Genomic DNA, 19,021 nt, shown 5'->3' on the forward strand with positions numbered 1-19,021 from the left:
TAGCTTGGCGGGCCAGCGCTGCCACTCCTCCGCGCGCTTGCGAGAAAGGACGCTGTCCCGCCATATAGCTTCGCCACTAGGTCACATTTTGAAGCTCCTCGCGCTCTTCAGGCGTGACATTGCGCCGCAGCCTGTCCCACCAACGCTGTCGCCAGGTCCGGTCATCTTCTCTGGTCCCGAAAACCAGCTTCAAGATTGCGGGCAAGACGAAGAGGGTGAGCGCGGTGGCGGTGATCAACCCTCCGATGACCACTGTCGCCAAAGGACGCTGCACTTCCGCGCCGGTCCCCGTCGCAATCGCCATCGGCACGAAGCCGAGCGATGCAACGAGCGCGGTCATGAGAACCGGCCTCAGGCGCGCCAGGCCACCGGCCACGATGGCGTCATCGAGCGCCATGCCCTTGTCGAGCCGCTGACGGATCGCAGTCACCATCACGAGCCCGTTCAAGGTCGCTACGCCCGACAGGGCGATAAAGCCTACCGCCGCAGAAACCGAGAATGGCATCCCGCGCAGGGCCAAGGAGAATATTCCGCCTGCCAGGGCCAGCGGGATCGCGCTGAATACGGCGAGCGCCGGCACCCAGCCCCCGACCGCCATGTAGAGCAACAGGAGAATGACCGCGAACGCGATGGGAATGACGATCTGAAGTCTTTCCTGGGCAGCTTGGAGGTTCTGGTATTGCCCGCCCCACTCGATAAACGCGGCAGCGGGCAGTTCGACTTGCGCCGCAACCCTTTCCTGGGCCTCTTCTACAAAAGACCCGAGGTCGCGTTCTCGCACGTTGGACGAGACGATCACCAGTCTGCGTCCCTGTTCCCGGCGAACCTCCGCGAGACCATCCACCACACGGAACTCGGCAACCGAGCGTAGCGGTATGGTTGCCCCGTTCGGGAGCAGCACCGGCAAAGCACCCAACTGGTCGAAATCGTCGCGGGTCGCGTCCGACAACCGCACAACCACATCGAAGCGGCGATCGCCTTCGAAAACGAGGCCCGCAGGCCGACCGCCCAGTGCGATCGCCACCGATTGCGCAACGTCTTCGACCTTCAGCCCGTAACGGGCAATCGCTGGCCGATCGAAGGCAATATCGAGGGTGGGGAACCCGGTCACTTGCTGGACCTTGACGTCCGCGGCGCCGTCGACATTGCGCAGCGCGCCCGCAACCTCGTTCGCCGCCGAGGTCATGGCGCTGAGATCGTCTCCGTAGATCTTGACGGCAACATCTCCGCGAACGCCTGCGATCAATTCGTTGAACCGCAATTCGATCGGTTGGCTGAACTCGTAAAGGTTGCCGACGAGACTGCTGAGGGCGCTCTCCATTTGCGCGACCAACTCGTCCTTGGCGAGGTCGGGATCGGGCCATTCCTCACGGGGTTTGAGGATCACGTACGCATCGGAAGCGTTCGGCGGCATCGGGTCACTGGCCACTTCCGCCGTGCCCGTCCGCGAAAAGACGAGCTCGACCTGCTCAAACTGCTCGAGCCGGTCCTCGACCCGCCTTTGCATCGCGAGCGAACGTTCGAGCGATGTCGAAGGAATACGCAGCGATTGCACGGCGATGTCGCGCTCGTCCAATTGCGGTGTGAACTCGCTCCCGAGGAAGCTGAACACGAAGGCCGCAAAGGCGAAGATGCCGACGCCCATGCCGATGACCGGCCAAGGGCGGGTGATCGCCCTGCGGACCAGCGGTCCGTATCGCTCCTTGGCGATCCGGATCGGCTTGACCTCCTTTTCCGTCAGCTTCTTGTTGAGCAGGATGGCGATCATTGCCGGGACGAAGGTCAGCGACAACACGAACGCCGAGGCGAGCGCGAGCATGACCGTGATCGCCATGGGCGAGAAGGTTTTGCCTTCGACCCCGGTAAAGGTCAGAAGCGGTGCGAAGACGAGAAGAATGATCGCCTGCCCGTACACAGTCGGCTTGATCATTTCCTGCGCGGCAAGCCGCGTTTCCGTCAGCCTCTCGCCCAGTGTGAGAAGTCGCCCTTCGTGTTCCTGTCGGGCCGCGAGCCTCGCGACGCTGTTCTCGACGATGATGACTGCACCATCGACGATCAAGCCGAAGTCCAGCGCACCCAGGCTCATGAGGTTGCCCGAAACGCCGAGCCGGTTCATTCCGATCGATGCCATCAGCATGGAAAAAGGAATGACCAGCGCCGCGATGATCGCTGCCCGGATATTTCCCAACAGCAAGAACAGGATTGCGATCACCAGAAGCGCGCCTTCAACGAGGTTCTTCTCGACGGTCGCGATCGTGGCATCGACCAGCGAAGACCGGTTGTAGACGATCTCCGCGACAATTCCTTCCGGCAGGGAGCTGCGAACTTCCTCGAGCCGTTCGGCCGCCTGGGCCGAAACGGTGCGGCTGTTCTCGCCCGCGCGCATGAGCACGGTACCCACGACTGCTTCATCGCCATTCAGCGACGCCGCGCCCGTTCGCAGGTCGCCACCGATGCTGACCGTGGCAATGTCGCCTACGCGAATGGGGACCCCCTCGCGGGTGGAAACGACCGCCTGCTCGATATCCTCGACACTGCCGAGGCGCGCATCGACCCGGGCGAGGAGCGCTTCACCGGCCCGCTCGACGAAATTGGCGCCTTCGGCGAGGTTGGCCGCTTCCAGCGCGGTAATCACTTCGTCGAACGACAAACCGTATCCGGTCATTCGCGCGGGATCGGGTTGAACGAGGTATTGCTTTTCGAAGCCGCCGATCGAGTCGACACCTGCCACACCGTCGACCGACCGCATGAGGGGTGCAACCACCCAGTCTTGGATGGTTCGCAGATAGGCAGCCTTGGCAACATCGCTGTCGAGCCGGTCGCCACGTTCGGTCACAAAACTCCCGTCGGACTGCCAACCGACCGCTCCGCCCCGCGGTGCTTCCTTGCCGTCCGGAAACTCGTACTCGATGGTATACATGAGCACTTCGCCCAAGCCGGTCGAGATGGGTCCCATCACCGGTTCGGCACCCTCGGGTAGGGAGGCGCTTATGGGCGTCAGCCGTTCGTTGACCTGCTGACGCGCGAAATAGATGTCGGTCCCTTCCTCGAAAATTGCGGTCACCTGGCTGAACCCGTTGCGCGATATCGAGCGGGTCATCTCCAGACCCTCGATACCGGCAAGCCCGGTTTCAACGGGATAGGTGACCTGCGTCTCGACTTGCGAGGGCGACAAGGCTGGTGCCTCGGTGTTGATCTGCACCTGTACGTTGGTGATATCGGGCACGGCATCGATGGGCAGGCGGAGCAAATTCACCACGCCATAGATTGCCACACCGAGCGTCAGCACGACCATCGCCCAGCGAAAGCGCACGGCGACGTCGAGGATCATGCCGATCAGGCCATGGTGGTGGGAGCGATCCGCGTCCTGCATGTGATCAGTGTCCATGCTCGGCCTCCTCCTTCTCGAGTTCAGCCTTCAGCAAAAAGGCATTGGTGGTGGCGATCCGCCACTGCGCTTCGAGACCGGACTCGATGACCACCCGTCCTCCCGAACGCGCACCGGTGACCACCGGACGGGCTTGAAACCCGCGGCGCGTGCGAACGAAGACCACTTCTGCGCCATCGATTGTCTGGACGGCACTTTCCGGCACCGACATGCGGCCTGTATCGACCTCACCCGAAGGGCGGATACGTGCCTGCAGGAAGGCCCCGGGCTGCAGGCCGGGAATCGGCCTTGCCAGCGACAGGACCGCCGTAGCGCTGCGGCTTTCGGGATCGAGCGAGGGAGTGACAGACCGCACGCGCGCACCCACTTCCCGGTTGTCCGCGATTTCCAGCGTCGCCTCGTCGCCAGGCTGGATGCGGCTTGCTTCAGCCGACGGGAGGGCAACCTCGACCTGCATGCCGTTCGGATTCACGACCTGATAGAGTTCTTCCCCGGCATCGACGAAGGAACCGAGAACGATAGGCGCCGAGGTCACTCTGCCCGCGAGCGGGCTCGTAACCGCAAGGGAGCGCCCGTCGCCGCTAACGCCCGCCGCGGAGACTGCCGCCTGGGCGCGCGCAAGTTCCGACTGGGCGACCTGCAGATTTGCTCGCGCGGCCTCGAGATCCTGCCGTGCGGTGACATTGGCCTCGAACAGGCGGCGCTCCCGATCGTAGGCAGCGGACAGTTCGTTGACCCTCGCGCGTGCTGCGCTCAACTGCGCTGCGAGAGCAGCCGCGTCGGCGCTCTCGATGCGGGCAATCGTCTCGCCCTGCCTCACGTAATCGCCCAGCGTTTTGCCGACACTGCGGACCACGCCCGCCGCGCGGGCATCGATGCGGGCACTTGCCGTCGGGCTTGCCGCGACGGTGGCCGGGAAGACCAGCTCGACCGCCGATCCCTGGCCGACGGTTTCAACCACTATCTGGGACGCTTCAATTTGTTCGGCGCCAAGCAGGACAAGGCCTTCGGGAAGCTCGACCTCCTCACTCGTCTCCTCGGCGTTTTGGTCAGCTTTGTTATCGGGCCACAGCATGAGCGCCGCGACTACAAAGAGAATGGCAAGGCCGATCACGACGGCCAGACGTTTACGGTTCATCGGGAAATACCTCATTGTGCACCGAGCCAGATCAGTGTCGCCGCCAGGCGACCACGATCTTCCTGAGCTTGAATCAAAGCTTCACGGATGGTGTCGCGTGCTTCGGCCGCAGCCAGAACTTCGATCAGCGGAAACCTGCCGTTGCGGTAGCCAATCCGAACGAGGCGCAAGGCTTCTTCGGCTTGGGGTAAGGACGTCTCCGCGAGGGTCTCGACCCGCGCTTCGGCTGCCAGAAATTGTCCGCGGGCCTGCGTGACCTCGAGTTCGAAATCGGTGCGGGCAATTGCTTCCCGCGCCGTCGCGGCGCGAAGCCGCGCTTCGGCAGCGGCGATGTTTCCCTGGTTGCGATTACGGAATGGAAGCGGGATCGAAACCCCCACGAGAAACGCCTGGTCTCTACTTTCCTCGAACCGTCGGATTCCGGCGGATATTGCCGGATCCGGAATGCCTAAAGAGCGTTCCCGGGCGATCGCGGCATCCGCGGCCTCGCGTTCGGCACGGGCGACCTGAAGACGTAAGGCCGAAGGTGACGCGAGCAGCGTCGCCGGAGGTTCGATCTCGGGGAACACCGAAGGCACGTCCGTAGCAGGTGTTGCCTCGCCCCAAAGCGCGGCGAGCGCGTTCCTCGCCGTACTGTCGGCAGCCAGGGCCGCTTCAAGCTCCGCGAGCGCCTCCGCAAGTGCCGCTTCGGCACGAAGCGAGCGCAGGGGAGGCTCCCGCCCAACATCGACCAGTACGCCTGCGATCCTGGCAAGCTCGCGATTGCGCTCGACTATGTCGCGCGCGAGTTCCAATCGGGCTGCCGCAGCGACGGCTTCGACATAGCGTTCGCGCACCGATCGCCCGAGCTGAGCAACCGAGAGCGCTCCTGAAAGGGTCGCGACGCGCGCTTCCGCCTGGGCGGCGCGGACGCGCGCTCCTTGTTTGCCGCCCAATTCGAGCCGCTGGCTCAGGGACAAAGTGTACTCGGTGGCCTGCAATCCCGAAAATGCGCCGCTTCCGGCAATGTTTTCGGCTTCGAGAGCAATTTCGGGGTTGGGCCGCAGCCGCGCCTGGTCGACCAGGGCCCGCGCCGCGTCGGCTTCGGCCCGCGGTCCGATCAGGCGCGGATTTTCTGGGGGCTCATCTGCGCTGTCGACGATGCCCGCACGAGCGAGCGCAGCTTCGAGCGTCAGAAGCTCACGCTCCTGCGCCGCCACGGTCGTGGCTTGAGCGGCGAGGAACAGCCCTCCAAGGAGGACCCCTCGCCAATGAATGGCTGACATTTTTCGAAAATTCCTCTGCTGACGATCCGAACTGCGCTGCGGCATGCAGCGCGGTGACGGTCGTCAGGCGCGAGGGGGGCGCTTCAGTCGGTCGGTAATGTCGGAAGCGAGCGCTTCGGCGGGAGGCGCATCGGGAACCACGACCAAGTGAGGGACCGAATTCTTCTGCACGGTGCCGGCAAAGCTCGCCCCGTGATGGCAATGGCCGTGTCCACACACGCCGTGTTGCTCGGCCGGCGCATCCGGATCGCCCGGCACTTCGTCGGCGGCTGCGGATGACGCAGACGCGCTATCGAGCGAAGCCAGAACGGGCGCGCTTCCGGGCGCCACTTCGGCACCGCAAGCAGCAGCATCCGCCGCCGTCACGAACACCATCGCGACCAGCATGAGCAGGACGACGAAAGGGTGCAGGACAAGGCGACGATAGCTTGTAGTCATGGATTCCAATGGCTCATAGCAAACCGCATCAAGATTGCAAGTTCCGCAACACGATGAAGTATAAGTCTTTTGTTACAGTATAACAGTCCTCGAATACTGTTTCGGTCTTTTAGAACGGCGCGATCAGGCCGCGCGAAGCTCGGGATGCGGATGCTCGCAGCGATGCACCTCGATCGTAACGTGCACGTATTCTGCATGCTCTGAAAGTCGACTGGCATAATTGTCGGGCGCGAGCGGATCATCGGCGATGAGCGAGGCGATGACTGCATACTTGCCGGGACCGATCCGCCAGATGTGCAGATCGCCGATCGCGGCGTCCCGGTCCTCGAGCGCCTCGCGCACCTCTGTGTACCGTTCAGAGGCCGCTTCGGCGTCGACAAGCACGGCAGCGGTATCGCGCAGCAGTGACCATGACCAGCGCCCGATCACGAATGCACCCACCAGCCCGATTGCCGCGTCCATCCATGCCCAGCCGAGGTACATGCCGGCGAGAAGGGCCACGATAGCCAGGACCGAGGTCAGGGCATCGGCAAGCACGTGGAAATAGGCGGAGCGCAGATTGTTATCGGCATGCGCGTAGTCGTGGTGATGATGATGGTCATGATCATGCCCATGGTGATGATTGGCACCAAGCAGCCAGGCACTCGCGAGGTTCACCACGAGGCCGAGCACGGCGATCCAGATCGCCTCGGTATAGGCAATCGTGAGCGGGCTGACGAACCTTTGAGCCGATTCAACCGCGATCCCGATTGCGAAGATGGCAAGGACAAGCGCGCTCGCGAAGCCGGCGAGGTCGCCCACCTTGCCGGTACCGAATGTGAAACGCGGGTTGTTCGCATGGCGCCTGGCAAACCAGTAGGCGAAGGCCGCGACGCCCAAGGCACCTGCATGGGTCGCCATGTGGATACCATCGGCTAGAAGCGCCATCGATCCGGTCCACAGGCCAGCGATGATTTCGACCACCATCATCGCGGCGGTCAAGGCAACGACATAACGCGTGCGCCGCTCATGGGCGTCGTGCGAGGCGCTCAGGAAGTTGTGATCATGGGCGAGCGGATTGGAGTCGGCGTGGTGCATGCGGGGCGGATAACCCGAGATGCCTTCCCAAGAAATCCCCTCTCCAACCGAAAAGGCAATCGACGACGATTGTCTGTGATGATCGCCGCAGCTAATCGATGGTAGAAACGCTGCGGCGACCAACAGGCTATTATCCCTTAGTCTTGGATCGGGACGTGACGGTCCTGCGATCGACCACGGTGATCCGGCGCGTCTTGGCGTCGATCACTAGCCGTTCAGTCACGCCATTGCCCGGAAAGGCGACAACGTAGCGCGGATTGAGCGAGAGCATCTGCTCGTTGCGCTTGAACCCGGCGCGGGCACCAAGACGACGATCGAGCGAAAAGGTCAGCTGCTGGACTTCGCGGCGTTCAGCCCAGCTCGCGGCGAGGCGATCGGCACCCTTGCCGTCGCCGCCATGGACCAGGAAGAGATCGGGAACCGCATCGCGAACCTTGTCCAGCGTTGCCCAGATAGTGTCGGCATAGATGCGCGCGTCCTCAGCGTTGTCGAAGCTCTGGCGACCACCGGCAAAGACGACCGGAGTTCCTTCAGGGATCAGGGCGTGACGCCGGTTCTCAGCACGTGCGCGGAGGAAATCGCGGGCATCGATCACAGCCGAAGTAAGGTGGCGCGAATGGCTCGTACGCGAGCCCGAAACGGGCTTCCACGAGGAACCAGTTTCGTCGCGATAGAGTGCTGCAGCAGCCTCGCGCATCTGCTCGAAGGCCAGCATGCTGGCTTCGGCAGCCTGCGCACGCTCGACCTGCTCTTCAAGATTGCTCGAATGCACTTCGGAGCCATCGGCTGATGCTAGAAGGACCCTGATCTCGTCGCTGGCCCGATCAAGTTGAGCCGACTTGCGGCTGGCTGCGCGGTGAAACAGATTGACCACGCCCCAGGCAATGTCCTCGGCATCGGCTTCCAGGGCGGTGTCGGAAAACATCGCGAAGAGGTCGGACCAGACGGCGCCAAGCGTCTGGTCAATCGCGTCCTCGCAGGGAAAGTCGGTCTCGTTGAAGGGAGCTGGCCTGATGCTGAGGCCTGAAAGGTCAAGGCCGCTCAACTGGTCGATGAAGCTGTCGTACATGGGTGTCTCCTGATCGCGGGGACAAGGAGAGGAGGCACTATTGCCTCGGCCCTGTCCGCCGGAGCCCGATCAGGGCCGGTAAAAGGGGCGAGACGCACCGCGCAGCGGGAAACCTGCGGCCCTAGGCTGGCGCGGGCAACACGGGCCGACGGGCCGCAGGTTGCGGCGCGCCCCGACCGGCCCAAGGGCCTCTCCCGGCGGACAGGGATGAGGCAGGATCAGGTCCCGATGTCGCAGGTGGATCGGGAGCGCTCGAAGATCGCTTCGCCATTCGAGAATCGCCCGATCAGGCGCAGATCCCCGAACAGGTCGATGAAGCGTCCCGACACCTGGGCGAGCCAGTGCCGTGCCCTTGCCGTTCGTGGGACGTAGAAATCGGCTTCCCAATAGCGGGCGTCATCCCGCTCGGCGAGCCAGATCGCAGCGAGCCCGCAATATGTCGATATGCCGCAATCGGCGAAGGCGTTGCGCAAGAGGATGCGATCCTCGCGGCCGCGCCATCCATCGAAGCGTTCGAAGGAAGGAAAGGTCGCCTTCATGGTGTCGATGATCTCGTCGACGAGGCACTCATAAACCCAGTCGACATCGTCGTCTTCGCCCTCATCGAGCAGGCGAAAGGCCACCACGGAGCCGGTCGGATAGCTGACGGAACGTCCCATCTCACTGCTCCTCAGGCTGCATCAGCGAGATCGATGTCGGCCTCGCTTTCACGGGATTGGTGACCACCAAGGTCAAGCAACAGGCTGGCCGCTTCCTCGGCCTTGGCCGCAGCGGTCAGGATCGCGCGCTCGTCAGATTTGAGGATCTTGAGCCAGGACGCGATGTAGCTGGCGTGATGGTCGAGGTGGGTGACCGGAAGACCCAGTTCGGCCCCGAGGATGGCCGAGGACAATTCGGCGATCAATTCCTCGGCAGCATAGGCATCGCTGCCGAAGCGGTTCTTGAGGTCGCGGTCGAGCCGCGAAGAATGCCCGGTCCAGTGCGACAGCTCGTGGGCGAGTGTCGCATAGTAGTGGTCGTAGGCTTGGAAGAGTTCGGCTGGCGGCATGGTGACCCGGTCGCGCAGCGGCTCGTAATAGGCCTGCGCACCGTGATGGCGCAGGTCTGCGCCGATATGGGCAAAGAAGGCATCGAGGCGGTCTTCGCGTCCTGCGGGCTCAAGCGCGGCAACCAGCGGCTTGGGATGGTAAAATGCAGGGAGGCCGTCGCACTGGTCGGCGTTGAACACGGCATAGGCCTTGAGCACGCGCCGGCTTTCGGTGTCGGCCTCGCCTTCGGCGTTCTCGACCTCCTTGGTGTAGCTCTTGTAGAAGATCGCAATCGTCGACTTCTCACCTTTGCGGACCTGTCCGCCGAGCGCCTGGCACTGGCGATAGGTCATCCAGTAGGGCGAGGCGTAGCCACAGCCATCGGCCACCATCCACAGCCAGAAGGTGTTCATGCCGCGATATGGCGTTCCGCAGGAGCGTAAGGGCCGTGAAACCGGCACACCGCGCCACGGCTTGACCCAGGGCTTCGTGCCCTGCTCGAGCTTTTCAATGATGGCGGCAGTGATGCGGTGGGCTGGCGAAGCTGAAGCAGCGCGGCGGGACTTGGTCATGGGAGGTCTCCTGATCGCCGGGACGGGCATATCCCGGTTCAGGAAGAGCAAAGCTCCCTCTTCTCTCTTTTTGCTGCGTGCAACCTCGCACGCGCCGGATCTTCCGTCGGACACGGGGTCGTACGGCAAGCAATCGCTCAAAAACCGGTCCCCGCGGCTTGCCCATTCGCTTGCGATCGGCTAACCGCCCGCCGATGCGCCAGCTCCATTTCCTGTTTTTGTTGGCATTGCTCCTGGTCTCGCATGGCGGACTTCCGGGATCGATTCCGCATCTGGAAGCGGCGCATGCACACGAGGCGGCAAGCGCGCATCATGCGCATGAGCACAATTCCGCCGATGTCATCGAGGTCGAGACAGACGCCGATTCGCTCGCGTCCGAAGATATCGTGCCTCACCCCGCTTCGCATTCGCACAGCTCGATTGCGATGCCGGACCAGACCGAGTTCGCGGGCAACGCCCCTGCGCCTCGAACACTTCTGCGGCCGGGCGAGACACCGCCTCTCATCGGCTCTTCGCCGGCTCCGTTAACACAGCCCCCATCAGCCTGATTTTCTGAATCCGGCCCGCATTCCGGGCCAATTTCCATTCAGACAATCAGGAGCAGTCTATCATGCACGTGTCCACGCGTGCCGCCCTTCTGGCGGCCACGTTGGTGTGGGCGACCTCGGCATCCGCCCAGACGTACACACTCGAGGAGGCCGTTCGAACTGCGGTCGCCAATTCACCGCAGGGCGAGGCGACCGCCGCGCGCCTCGACGGCCTCAACGCAGCGCGAAGCGCTGCCGATACCAACCCCGCGCCCACGATCGATGGGACCGTCGAGAACATCGGCACCCCGGGCTTTTCCCAATGGCAGATCGACGGGACTTACAACCAGCGACTGGAGCGCGGCGGCAAACGCGCGGCGCGCGTGGGCCTCGCGCAAGGCGATATCGCCGTTGCCGAGGCCGAGGCGCTCGTGCGGCGTCTCGATCTCGCGAGCGAAGTCCAGGCGTTGTACGTGGAAGCGCAAGCCGCCGCCTTGTCGCTCGAACTTGCCAGGAGCAGGGTCGAGATCGCCGAGACCCTCGCCAATGAGGTGCAGCGCAGGGTCGATGAGGCGCGCGACCCTCTGTTCGCCGGAACGCGGGCCCGCACACAACTGGCCGAAGCCCGGGTGGATCTTGGGCTGGCGGAACACGCCTTCGAAGCCGCTCTGGCGCGCCTGGCGCTCCTTACCGGCGGAGATCCACGCAGCATCGGAGTCGTGACCTCGGGCTTCCTCGAAGCCGAAGAGATTGCCATCACCACTGCCGACCTTACGCCAGTCGATCTTGCCGTTTTCCAGGCCCGGCGCGAGAGGGCGGACGCGAACTATCGCCTCCAGGAAGCCAATTCGCGCACCGATCCAACTGTCTTCGCGGGACCCAGGTTGTTCGGCAATGGCGACGTCGCCGTCATTGCGGGCTTCTCGCTGCCTTTGCCCAACCGCGCGCTCAATCGGGCCAACATCGACCGCGCCGCGGCCGAGCAGCGGCAGGTAGAGGCGGACCTCGCGGTCGAACGGTTCCAGCGTCGCCGGCAGATCGCTCTGGCTGCCGAACGCGTCGAAGAGGCGCGCCACGAGGCCGAGGCGATCCAGGAGCAGGTGGTGCCCGGTGCCGAACAGACCCTGCGGGAGGTCCGTGCCGGCTACAATCGCGGAGGGTTCACCTTTCTCGATGTCTCCATTGCCCAGACCGCATTGCACGAAGCCAGAGTCCGCTTCGTCGATGCGCTCGCCGAATATCATCAGGCCAAGGTCGACTACGACCGACTGACTGGCCGCTTCATCGAACTTGTTGGGGGTTATTGATCATGCGCAAGACGCATTTATTCCTTGCTGCATGCTTTGCAGCGACACTTGCCGCCTGCGGCCAGTCGGCAGATACGCCGGAAACTTCCGAAGAACAGGCAGCCGCAGAGAGCGAGTACGAGCGCGGTCCACACAACGGGCGCATGCTTCGTGACGGCGACTTCGCTATCGAGATTACCGTCTTCGAAGACGGTGTTCCGCCCGAATACCGTCTCTACGCCTACCGTGACAACGAGCCCGTCGATCCCGAAACGGTCCGTGCCCGGGTCCTGATCACGCGTCTGGACGGCGAAAAAACCACGTTCGAATTCGAACCGGAACAGGATTACCTGCGAGGCCAAGGGGTTCTCGTCGAACCGCACAGTTTCGACGTCGTGGTAGTGGCAAACGAAGGCGACAACAGCCATCGATGGGCGTTCGAATCCTACGAGGGTCGGGTCACGATCTCGGACGAGGCGGCACGTGCGGCCGGCATTCGGACCGAAACGGTCGGACCGCAGCAGGTCGGTGAAACCGTGGAAATCATCGGACGGGTTGAGCTCGATCCCTCCGGCAGCGCCGAGGTGGGAGCCAAATTCCCGGGCACCGTCATGTCGCTGCATGCCAATCTCGGCGATCGTGTAGTCCGGGGGGCGCTGCTGGCGCGGGTGGAAAGCAGCTCATCGTTGCAGACCTATCCGATCTACGCGCCGATTTCCGGAGTGATCACGCAGCGCAATACCAATATCGGCGACATCGCGGACAGCGATCCGATGTTCGTCATCTCCGATCCGTCCCGCACGGTTGCGACCTTCCCGATCTTTCCACGCGACATCGAGCGGGTTCGTCCCGGACAATCGGTGCTCATCCGGGGCCTCGAAGGCCAGCGTGCGCAGGGCTCCCGCATCCGGGACTTCCTGCCTCTGGCGGAAGTCAGCAGCCAAGCGGTGACCGCACGTGCGCCGCTCCCCAATCGCGATGGCTTCTGGCGACCGGGAATGGCGGTCCGGGGTCTGGTCTCGGTCGACCAGCGACGGGTGCCTCTCGCCGTCAGGACGGACGCCATCCAGCAGTTCCGCGATTTTCGCGTCGTCTTCGCCAAGATCGGCGAGACCTACGAGGTGCGGATGCTCGAGCTTGGTCAGGAAGGTCCCGAGTGGACCGAGGTGCTGAGCGGGATCGATGCAGGCACCGTCTACGCATCCGAGAACAGCTACGTGATCAAGGCCGACATCGAGAAGTCGGGCGCGAGCCACGATCACTGAGGAGCGCGATTTCATGTTGGAAAGAATTGTCGAGCTGTCGATCAGACAGCGTTTCGCAGTGCTGGCAGCGGTGTTCATTTTCGCCGCCGTGGGCATTTACAGTTTCGGCCGGCTCAAGATCGATGCGGTGCCGGACATCACCAATGTGCAGGTGCAGATCAACACTTCGGCGCCGGGCTTTTCTCCGCTCGAAGCCGAGCAGCGCATTACCTATCCGGTCGAAACCGCCATCGCGGGGTTGCCGGGGCTTTCCTATACGCGCTCGGTTTCGCGCTACGGTCTGAGCCAGGTTACCGTCGTTTTCGAGGATGGCACCGACATCTACTTCGCCAGACAACTCGTCAACGAGCGCCTGCAGGCGGTACGTTCGAACCTGCCGGAGACGGTCGAACCCGAACTCGGACCTATCGCCACGGGCCTGGGCGAGATCTTCATGTACACGGTCGAGGCCGAGCAGGGCGCGGTCAAACCCGATGGGTCGCGCTATACCGCGCAGGATCTGCGGACGTTGCATGACTGGGTGGTTCGGCCACAGCTTCGCACGGTTCCAGGGGTCACCGAGGTCAACTCGATCGGCGGCTACCGCAAGGAGTATGTCGTAGCGCCGCTTCCCGAACGTCTTGCCGGCTTCGGTCTGACGGTCGAGGACGTGATCGAGGCGCTCGAAAACAACAATGCCAATGTCGGTGCTGGCTACGTCGAGAGGTCGGGTTCGCAATATCTTATCCGCGTACCCGGACAGGCCGAGGACGAACGCGATCTGTCCGGGATTATCGTCGATTACCGTGATGGGGTTCCCATTCGCATCGCTGATGTGGCGGATGTCGAGATCGGATCCGAGATCCGCAATGGCGCCGCGACCAAGGATGGCCGCGAAGTCGTGCTCGGCACGATCTACATGCTCGTTGGCGAGAATGCCCGCGATGTCAGTGTCGCGGTGGCCGAAAGGCTGGAAGAGGTAAACCGCTCGCTGCCCGGCGGCGTTGTCGCCAATACGGTCTACGATCGCTCCGAACTGGTCGAAGCAACGGTCTCCACAGTCGAGAAGAACCTCGCCGAAGGGGCGCTGTTGGTCATCGTTGTCCTGTTCGTCCTGCTCGGCAACTTCAGGGCTGCACTCATTACCGCTGCCGTGATCCCGCTCTCTTTCCTCCTGATGATCACGGGGATGGTCGAGAACAACGTGTCGGGCAATCTGATGAGCCTGGGGGCATTGGACTTCGGCCTGATCGTGGATGGTGCGGTCATCATTGTCGAAAACTGCCTACGTCGGTTCGGCGAGGCGCAGCATTCGCTCGGAAGACTGCTGAATCGCGAGGAACGCTTCAAGCTGGCGGCCCGCGCATCTGCCGAGGTGATCAAGCCGAGCCTTTTCGGCATTCTGATCATCACGATCGTCTACGTGCCGATCTTCGCTCTCGAAGGCGTGGAGGGCAAGACGTTCCACCCGATGGCGATCACGGTCGTCATGGCGCTCACCGCCGCCATGGTGCTCTCCCTCACCTTCGTTCCGGCCGCGGTCGCGACATTCGTGACGGGCAAGGTCGAGGAGAAGGAGACGCGCGTCATGCGCGCCGCCAAATCGGGCTATCAGCCTATGCTCGACTTCGCCTTGCGTTCGCGCAAAGCTGTCCTTGCCGGAGCCGTGGCTCTGGTGGTCCTGAGCGGATGGGGCGCAAGCCGGATGGGATCGGAATTCATTCCCAATCTGGATGAAGGCGATATCGCGCTCCACGCCCTGAGAATTCCGGGTACCAGCCTCAGCCAGGCGGTCGCCATGCAGACTGCCCTGGAAGACAAAATTCGGACCTTCCCCGAGGTGGACCAGGTGTTCGCGAAGATCGGTACCGCCGATGTGGCCACTGACCCAGTGCCGCCATCGGTCGCCGACACCTTCGTGATCATGAAGCCGAGAGAGGATTGGCCGGATCCCCGCAAACCAAAGGAGCAACTCGTCGCCGAGATGAACGAGGCCGTCCAGCAGGTGCCCGGTTCGCGCTACGAGTTCCTTCAGCCGATCCAGATGCGCTTCAACGAGCTCATAGCGGGCGTGCGTTCCGACGTCGCGATCAAGATCTTCGGGGACGATCTCGACCAGCTTGCTTCCGTTGCAGCCGAGGTCGAGGGCGTCGTCTCTTCGATCGAGGGATCGCAGGACGCGCAGACCGAACAGGTGACCGGCTTGCCGTTCATTCAGGTCATCCCTGATCGCATCCGCCTGACCCAGCTCGGGTTGAACGTGGACGATGTTCAGACGGTGGTGTCGACGGCAATCGGCGGGACCGAGGCCGGCCAGATCTTCGAGGGTGATCGACGCTTCGATATCGTTGTCCGGCTGCCCGAAGAGATGCGCGAGGATCGCCAAGTCCTCGAGCGTCTTCCTATCGCACTGCCAGGTGGAGGGTCTGTCCCGCTGTCGGAGGTTGCGACGATCGAGAACGTTCAGGGGCCGAACCAGATCAGCCGCGAGGACGGCAAGCGGCGTGCGGTGGTCACCAGCAATGTGCGCGGACGGGACCTGGGTTCCTTCATATCCGAGGCGCAAGAGAGGATCGCCACGGAGGTCGAGCTGCCCGAGGGCTACTGGGTCGACTATGGCGGCACATTCGAGCAACTCGAATCCGCGAGTGCGCGGCTTCAGATCGTCGTTCCGCTCGCCTTGCTGCTGATCTTCGGCCTGCTGGTGGCGCTGTTTCGCTCGGTGAAGGACGCGCTGGTCGTGTTTTCCGGGGTGCCATTGGCTCTTACCGGAGGCGTGGCGGCGCTCATGCTGCGCGGCATCCCCTTCTCGATTTCCGCGGGGGTTGGCTTCATCGCCCTGTCGGGAATCGCCGTGCTGAACGGCGTCGTCATGCTGACGTTCATCCGGCAGCTGATGGATGAGGGCAAGCCGCTCGAGGACGCCATTAAGGAAGGAGCCATGGCTCGTCTGCGGCCCGTTCTCATGACCGCACTCGTTGCAAGCCTCGGCTTCGTTCCGATGGCTCTGAATGTCGGGCTCGGTTCGGAGGTGCAGCGTCCGCTCGCGACGGTCGTCATCGGCGGGATCGTTTCGGCTACCGCGCTGACACTGCTGGTTCTGCCAGCACTCTACAGGGTGGTTCGCGGCGAACGCACGGAAGTCCCGGAGACAAGGGCGTCCGACGAAAACCCCAACCCCCAACTCGCAAGCTGAAGCCGGAGCGGTCGTCCGCAGGGTGCAATCCCGCGGGCGGCCGACATCCGGGACCGGAGAACGAAATAATGTCCATAACGCAATCTCTTTCCAATACATCAGTCGTGCGCATTCTCGCGCTCGCTGCAGTTCTGTTGATCTTCCTCGCCTCGGGTGCCGAAGCGTGGGCGCACAATGTCGCCGAGGGGGACAAGGGCTACATCCAGGAGAGCAGCGGAACGCTGATCCTGCCCTTCATCTATCTCGGCGCGAAACACATGGTGACCGGATACGATCACCTGCTCTTTCTTTTCGGCGTCATCTTCTTTCTCTACCGGTTGAAGGACGTCGGAATCTACGTGACGCTGTTCGCGATCGGCCATTCAACCACGCTGCTTTTCGGTGTCCTGACCGGTATCACCGCCAACGCCTATCTCATCGATGCGATCATCGGTCTGTCGGTCGTCTACAAGGCCTTGGACAATCTCGGTGCCTTCCAGCGGTGGTTCGGATTCCAGCCAAGTACCAAGGCAGCAACCCTCATTTTCGGCTTCTTTCACGGCTTCGGCCTTGCCACAAAGATCATCGAATTCGAGATCGCCGAAGATGGCCTCATCCCAAATCTTCTCGCCTTCAATGTCGGTGTGGAAATCGGGCAATTGCTCGCCCTTGGCGCAATCCTGATCGTGATGGGCTTCTGGCGCAGGACCGAGAGCTTCATGCGTCACGCCTTCGCCGCCAACACTCTTCTCATGACCGCGGGCTTCATGCTCGTCGGCTACCAACTCGTCGGCTTCGCCGTAGCCTGATCACATTTTTCCAGGAGCAATAGACATGTTCAATTCACAGCGCCCGTCCATCAGCGACCTTCCCACCAACCGCCAGCTTGTCAGGGCGACCGCGTTCGCCTTGGTGACCGCGACCGTCCTCTTGGTCACCGTGGTTCTACCCGCGGAATATGCGATCGATCCGACCGGAGCGGGTCGTCTTCTTGGATATTCCGAGATGGGCGAGATCAAACAGCAACTTGCCGCGGAAGCAGCCGCCGACGAGCAGAACACAGCCATCGGGGAGGTTCGTACGCTCGCCGGTAACAGCGATAACGGCGCAGAAGCGGCAACGCGCAGCGATGTGACCGAATTAACGCTCGCGCCTGGTGAGGGTGCGGAAGTCAAGGCGGTCATGGCCGAAGGGGCCAGCCTTCAATACGAATGGTCGGTGCAGGACGGCCACGTCAACTTCGATACGCATGCCGATGCGCCGGGCATCTCTTATCACGGGTATGACAAGGGCCGTGAATCCACGGGAGAAGCGGGCACGCTCGTCGCCGCCTTCGATGGCAGCCATGGATGGTTCTGGCGCAATCGTTCAGGCGCAACCGTCACCGTGACCCTCAAGACCGACGGCAGCTACTCCGATATCAAGCGCGTGGTCTAGATCACGCTCTGGCTGAAGGAAGACATCGCCATGCTCTCCGTTCTGACCAATCGCACTTATCGTCACCTGTTTCTTGCCCAGGTCATCGCGCTTGTCGGAACGGGGCTGGCGACGGTCGCTCTGGGCTTGCTGGCCTACGATCTCGCCGGTGCCGACGCCGGCGCGGTCTTGGGAACGGCCCTGGCCATCAAGATGGTCGCTTATGTCGGCATCGCCCCCCTCGCGGGCGCTTATGCCGACAAATTACCACGCAAACGTCTGCTTGTAGGAATGGACATTGTCCGTGCCGGCGTGGCGCTCCTGCTTCCCTTCGTCGATGCGGTCTGGCAGATCTATCTGCTCATTTTCCTGCTGCAATCGGCATCGGCCGTGTTCACGCCTACCTTCCAGGCCACCATACCCGACATCCTGCCCGACGAAGAGAAATACACCAAGGCTCTGTCCCTGTCCCGACTGGCCTACGATCTCGAGAGCCTCATCAGTCCGGTCCTGGCCGCCGCGCTGCTGACAATCCTGAGTTTTCACTGGCTATTTGCAGGAACAGCCGTCGGTTTCGTGATCTCTGCGTTGCTGGTGATGAGTGCCGCTCTGCCGTACAGGAAATCGGTCGCAAAGCGGGTCGAGGGCGTCTGGCGTAAAACCACGCGCGGTATGCGGGTCTATCTCAAGACCCCGAGGCTTGTCGGCTTGCTGGCGGTCACCCTGGCAGCGGCAGCCGGCAGCGCCATGGTCATCGTCAACACGGTCGTGATCGTGAAGAACATGGGAGGGACGGAGGGCGACGTCGCGCTGGCTCTGGCGGCTTACGGAGCGGGCTCGATGATGGCTGCCCTCGCCCTCCCACGCATTCTGACGCGAATTGACGATCGCACGATCATGATCGCCGGCGGCGGCCTCTTGCTGGTCACGCTGGCAACGATAGGCCTGGTGTTCGGGCAGTTGGGCCCCCGAACCTTCTGGCCGGTTGTGCTGGTCGGCTGGCTGACGATGGGTATCGGGTATTCGCTTTGCGTCACGCCCAATGGGAGATTGCTCAAACGCTCGTCGGCGGATGAGGACCGCCCGGCATTGTTCGCCGCCCAATTCGCGCTCAGCCATGTTTGCTGGCTCGTCGCATATCCCCTGGCAGGTCAAATCGGCGCACGGTTCGGCATGGCACCGACCTTCCTGGTTCTCGCTGGCCTGGCCGCACTGGGTGTCGGACTTGCCCTGTGGCTATGGCCCCGCAACGACCCCGCGAAATTGCTCCATTCGCATCCCGACCTGCCATCCGATCATCCGCACTTGGAAGAGCACGGAGGCAGCAGTCACCAGCATCATTTTGTCATCGACGATCTGCACACTGGGTGGCCGGGCAAGGTGTGAAGCAAGAAAGGC

Annotated in this window: 15 protein-coding genes; 7 read left to right on the top strand and 8 right to left on the bottom strand. The window is 62.8% G+C overall.

Translation table 11 applies throughout. From position 1 onward, the window contains the following. Positions 1-76: 76 nt before the first annotated feature. The 8 genes from FHS75_RS11045 to FHS75_RS11080 all read right to left on the bottom strand — a co-directional run bounded on the left by FHS75_RS11045 (position 77) and on the right by FHS75_RS11080 (position 9,975). Positions 77-3,340, bottom strand: coding sequence for an efflux RND transporter permease subunit (locus tag FHS75_RS11045; RefSeq protein ID WP_179407810.1), 3,264 nt, complete (start codon positions 3,338-3,340; stop codon positions 77-79). A 37-nt stretch (positions 3,341-3,377) separates the two neighbouring features. Continuing rightward, on the bottom strand, positions 3,378-4,526 hold the full coding sequence (locus tag FHS75_RS11050; protein WP_046904063.1) for an efflux RND transporter periplasmic adaptor subunit: 1,149 nt from the start codon (positions 4,524-4,526) through the stop codon (positions 3,378-3,380). A gap of 11 nt (positions 4,527-4,537) precedes the next feature. After that, positions 4,538-5,836 carry a TolC family protein gene (locus FHS75_RS11055; RefSeq protein ID WP_229735560.1) on the bottom strand — a complete coding sequence of 433 codons (1,299 nt, stop codon included), beginning with the start codon at positions 5,834-5,836 and terminating at the stop codon, positions 4,538-4,540. An 18-nt stretch (positions 5,837-5,854) separates the two neighbouring features. Beyond that, a complete protein-coding gene (locus tag FHS75_RS11060) occupies positions 5,855-6,229 on the bottom strand; it encodes a hypothetical protein (protein WP_179407725.1) in 375 nt (124 codons plus the stop codon). A gap of 123 nt (positions 6,230-6,352) precedes the next feature. Then, positions 6,353-7,306, bottom strand: coding sequence for a CDF family Co(II)/Ni(II) efflux transporter DmeF (gene dmeF / locus FHS75_RS11065; protein ID WP_179407726.1), 954 nt, complete (start codon positions 7,304-7,306; stop codon positions 6,353-6,355). Between the two features lie 130 nt (positions 7,307-7,436). Continuing rightward, positions 7,437-8,375, bottom strand: coding sequence for a DUF2493 domain-containing protein (locus tag FHS75_RS11070; protein ID WP_046904059.1), 939 nt, complete (start codon positions 8,373-8,375; stop codon positions 7,437-7,439). A gap of 218 nt (positions 8,376-8,593) precedes the next feature. Next, positions 8,594-9,034: a hypothetical protein gene (locus FHS75_RS11075; protein WP_179407727.1), complete on the bottom strand. Its 441-nt coding sequence runs from the start codon at positions 9,032-9,034 to the stop codon at positions 8,594-8,596. Positions 9,035-9,045: 11 nt separating this feature from the next. Beyond that, a complete protein-coding gene (locus FHS75_RS11080; RefSeq protein ID WP_179407728.1) occupies positions 9,046-9,975 on the bottom strand; it encodes an ArdC family protein in 930 nt (309 codons plus the stop codon). A gap of 194 nt (positions 9,976-10,169) precedes the next feature. On the opposite strand from FHS75_RS11080, the gene FHS75_RS11085 reads away from it, so the two are divergent. The 7 genes from FHS75_RS11085 to FHS75_RS11115 all read left to right on the top strand — a co-directional run bounded on the left by FHS75_RS11085 (position 10,170) and on the right by FHS75_RS11115 (position 19,009). Then, on the top strand, positions 10,170-10,523 hold the full coding sequence (locus FHS75_RS11085) for a hypothetical protein (RefSeq protein ID WP_179407729.1): 354 nt from the start codon (positions 10,170-10,172) through the stop codon (positions 10,521-10,523). Between the two features lie 62 nt (positions 10,524-10,585). Beyond that, entirely contained in the window at positions 10,586-11,809 is a 1,224-nt protein-coding gene (locus tag FHS75_RS11090; protein ID WP_179407730.1) for a TolC family protein, read from the top strand. A 2-nt stretch (positions 11,810-11,811) separates the two neighbouring features. Then, positions 11,812-13,053: an efflux RND transporter periplasmic adaptor subunit gene (locus tag FHS75_RS11095; protein WP_179407731.1), complete on the top strand. Its 1,242-nt coding sequence runs from the start codon at positions 11,812-11,814 to the stop codon at positions 13,051-13,053. A gap of 13 nt (positions 13,054-13,066) precedes the next feature. Further along, positions 13,067-16,228, top strand: a complete 3,162-nt coding sequence (locus FHS75_RS11100; protein WP_046904053.1) for an efflux RND transporter permease subunit — start codon at positions 13,067-13,069, stop codon at positions 16,226-16,228. A 68-nt stretch (positions 16,229-16,296) separates the two neighbouring features. Continuing rightward, positions 16,297-17,016, top strand: coding sequence for a HupE/UreJ family protein (locus FHS75_RS11105; protein WP_179407732.1), 720 nt, complete (start codon positions 16,297-16,299; stop codon positions 17,014-17,016). Positions 17,017-17,041: 25 nt separating this feature from the next. Continuing rightward, on the top strand, positions 17,042-17,644 hold the full coding sequence (locus FHS75_RS11110) for a hypothetical protein (RefSeq protein WP_046904052.1): 603 nt from the start codon (positions 17,042-17,044) through the stop codon (positions 17,642-17,644). A gap of 30 nt (positions 17,645-17,674) precedes the next feature. Next, a complete protein-coding gene (locus tag FHS75_RS11115; RefSeq protein WP_179407733.1) occupies positions 17,675-19,009 on the top strand; it encodes an MFS transporter in 1,335 nt (444 codons plus the stop codon). Positions 19,010-19,021 lie beyond the last annotated feature (12 nt).

Origin of the sequence: Novosphingobium marinum (assembly GCF_013408095.1) — a bacterium.
In the GTDB taxonomy this organism is placed as follows: Bacteria; Pseudomonadota; Alphaproteobacteria; order Sphingomonadales; family Sphingomonadaceae; genus Novosphingobium; species Novosphingobium marinum.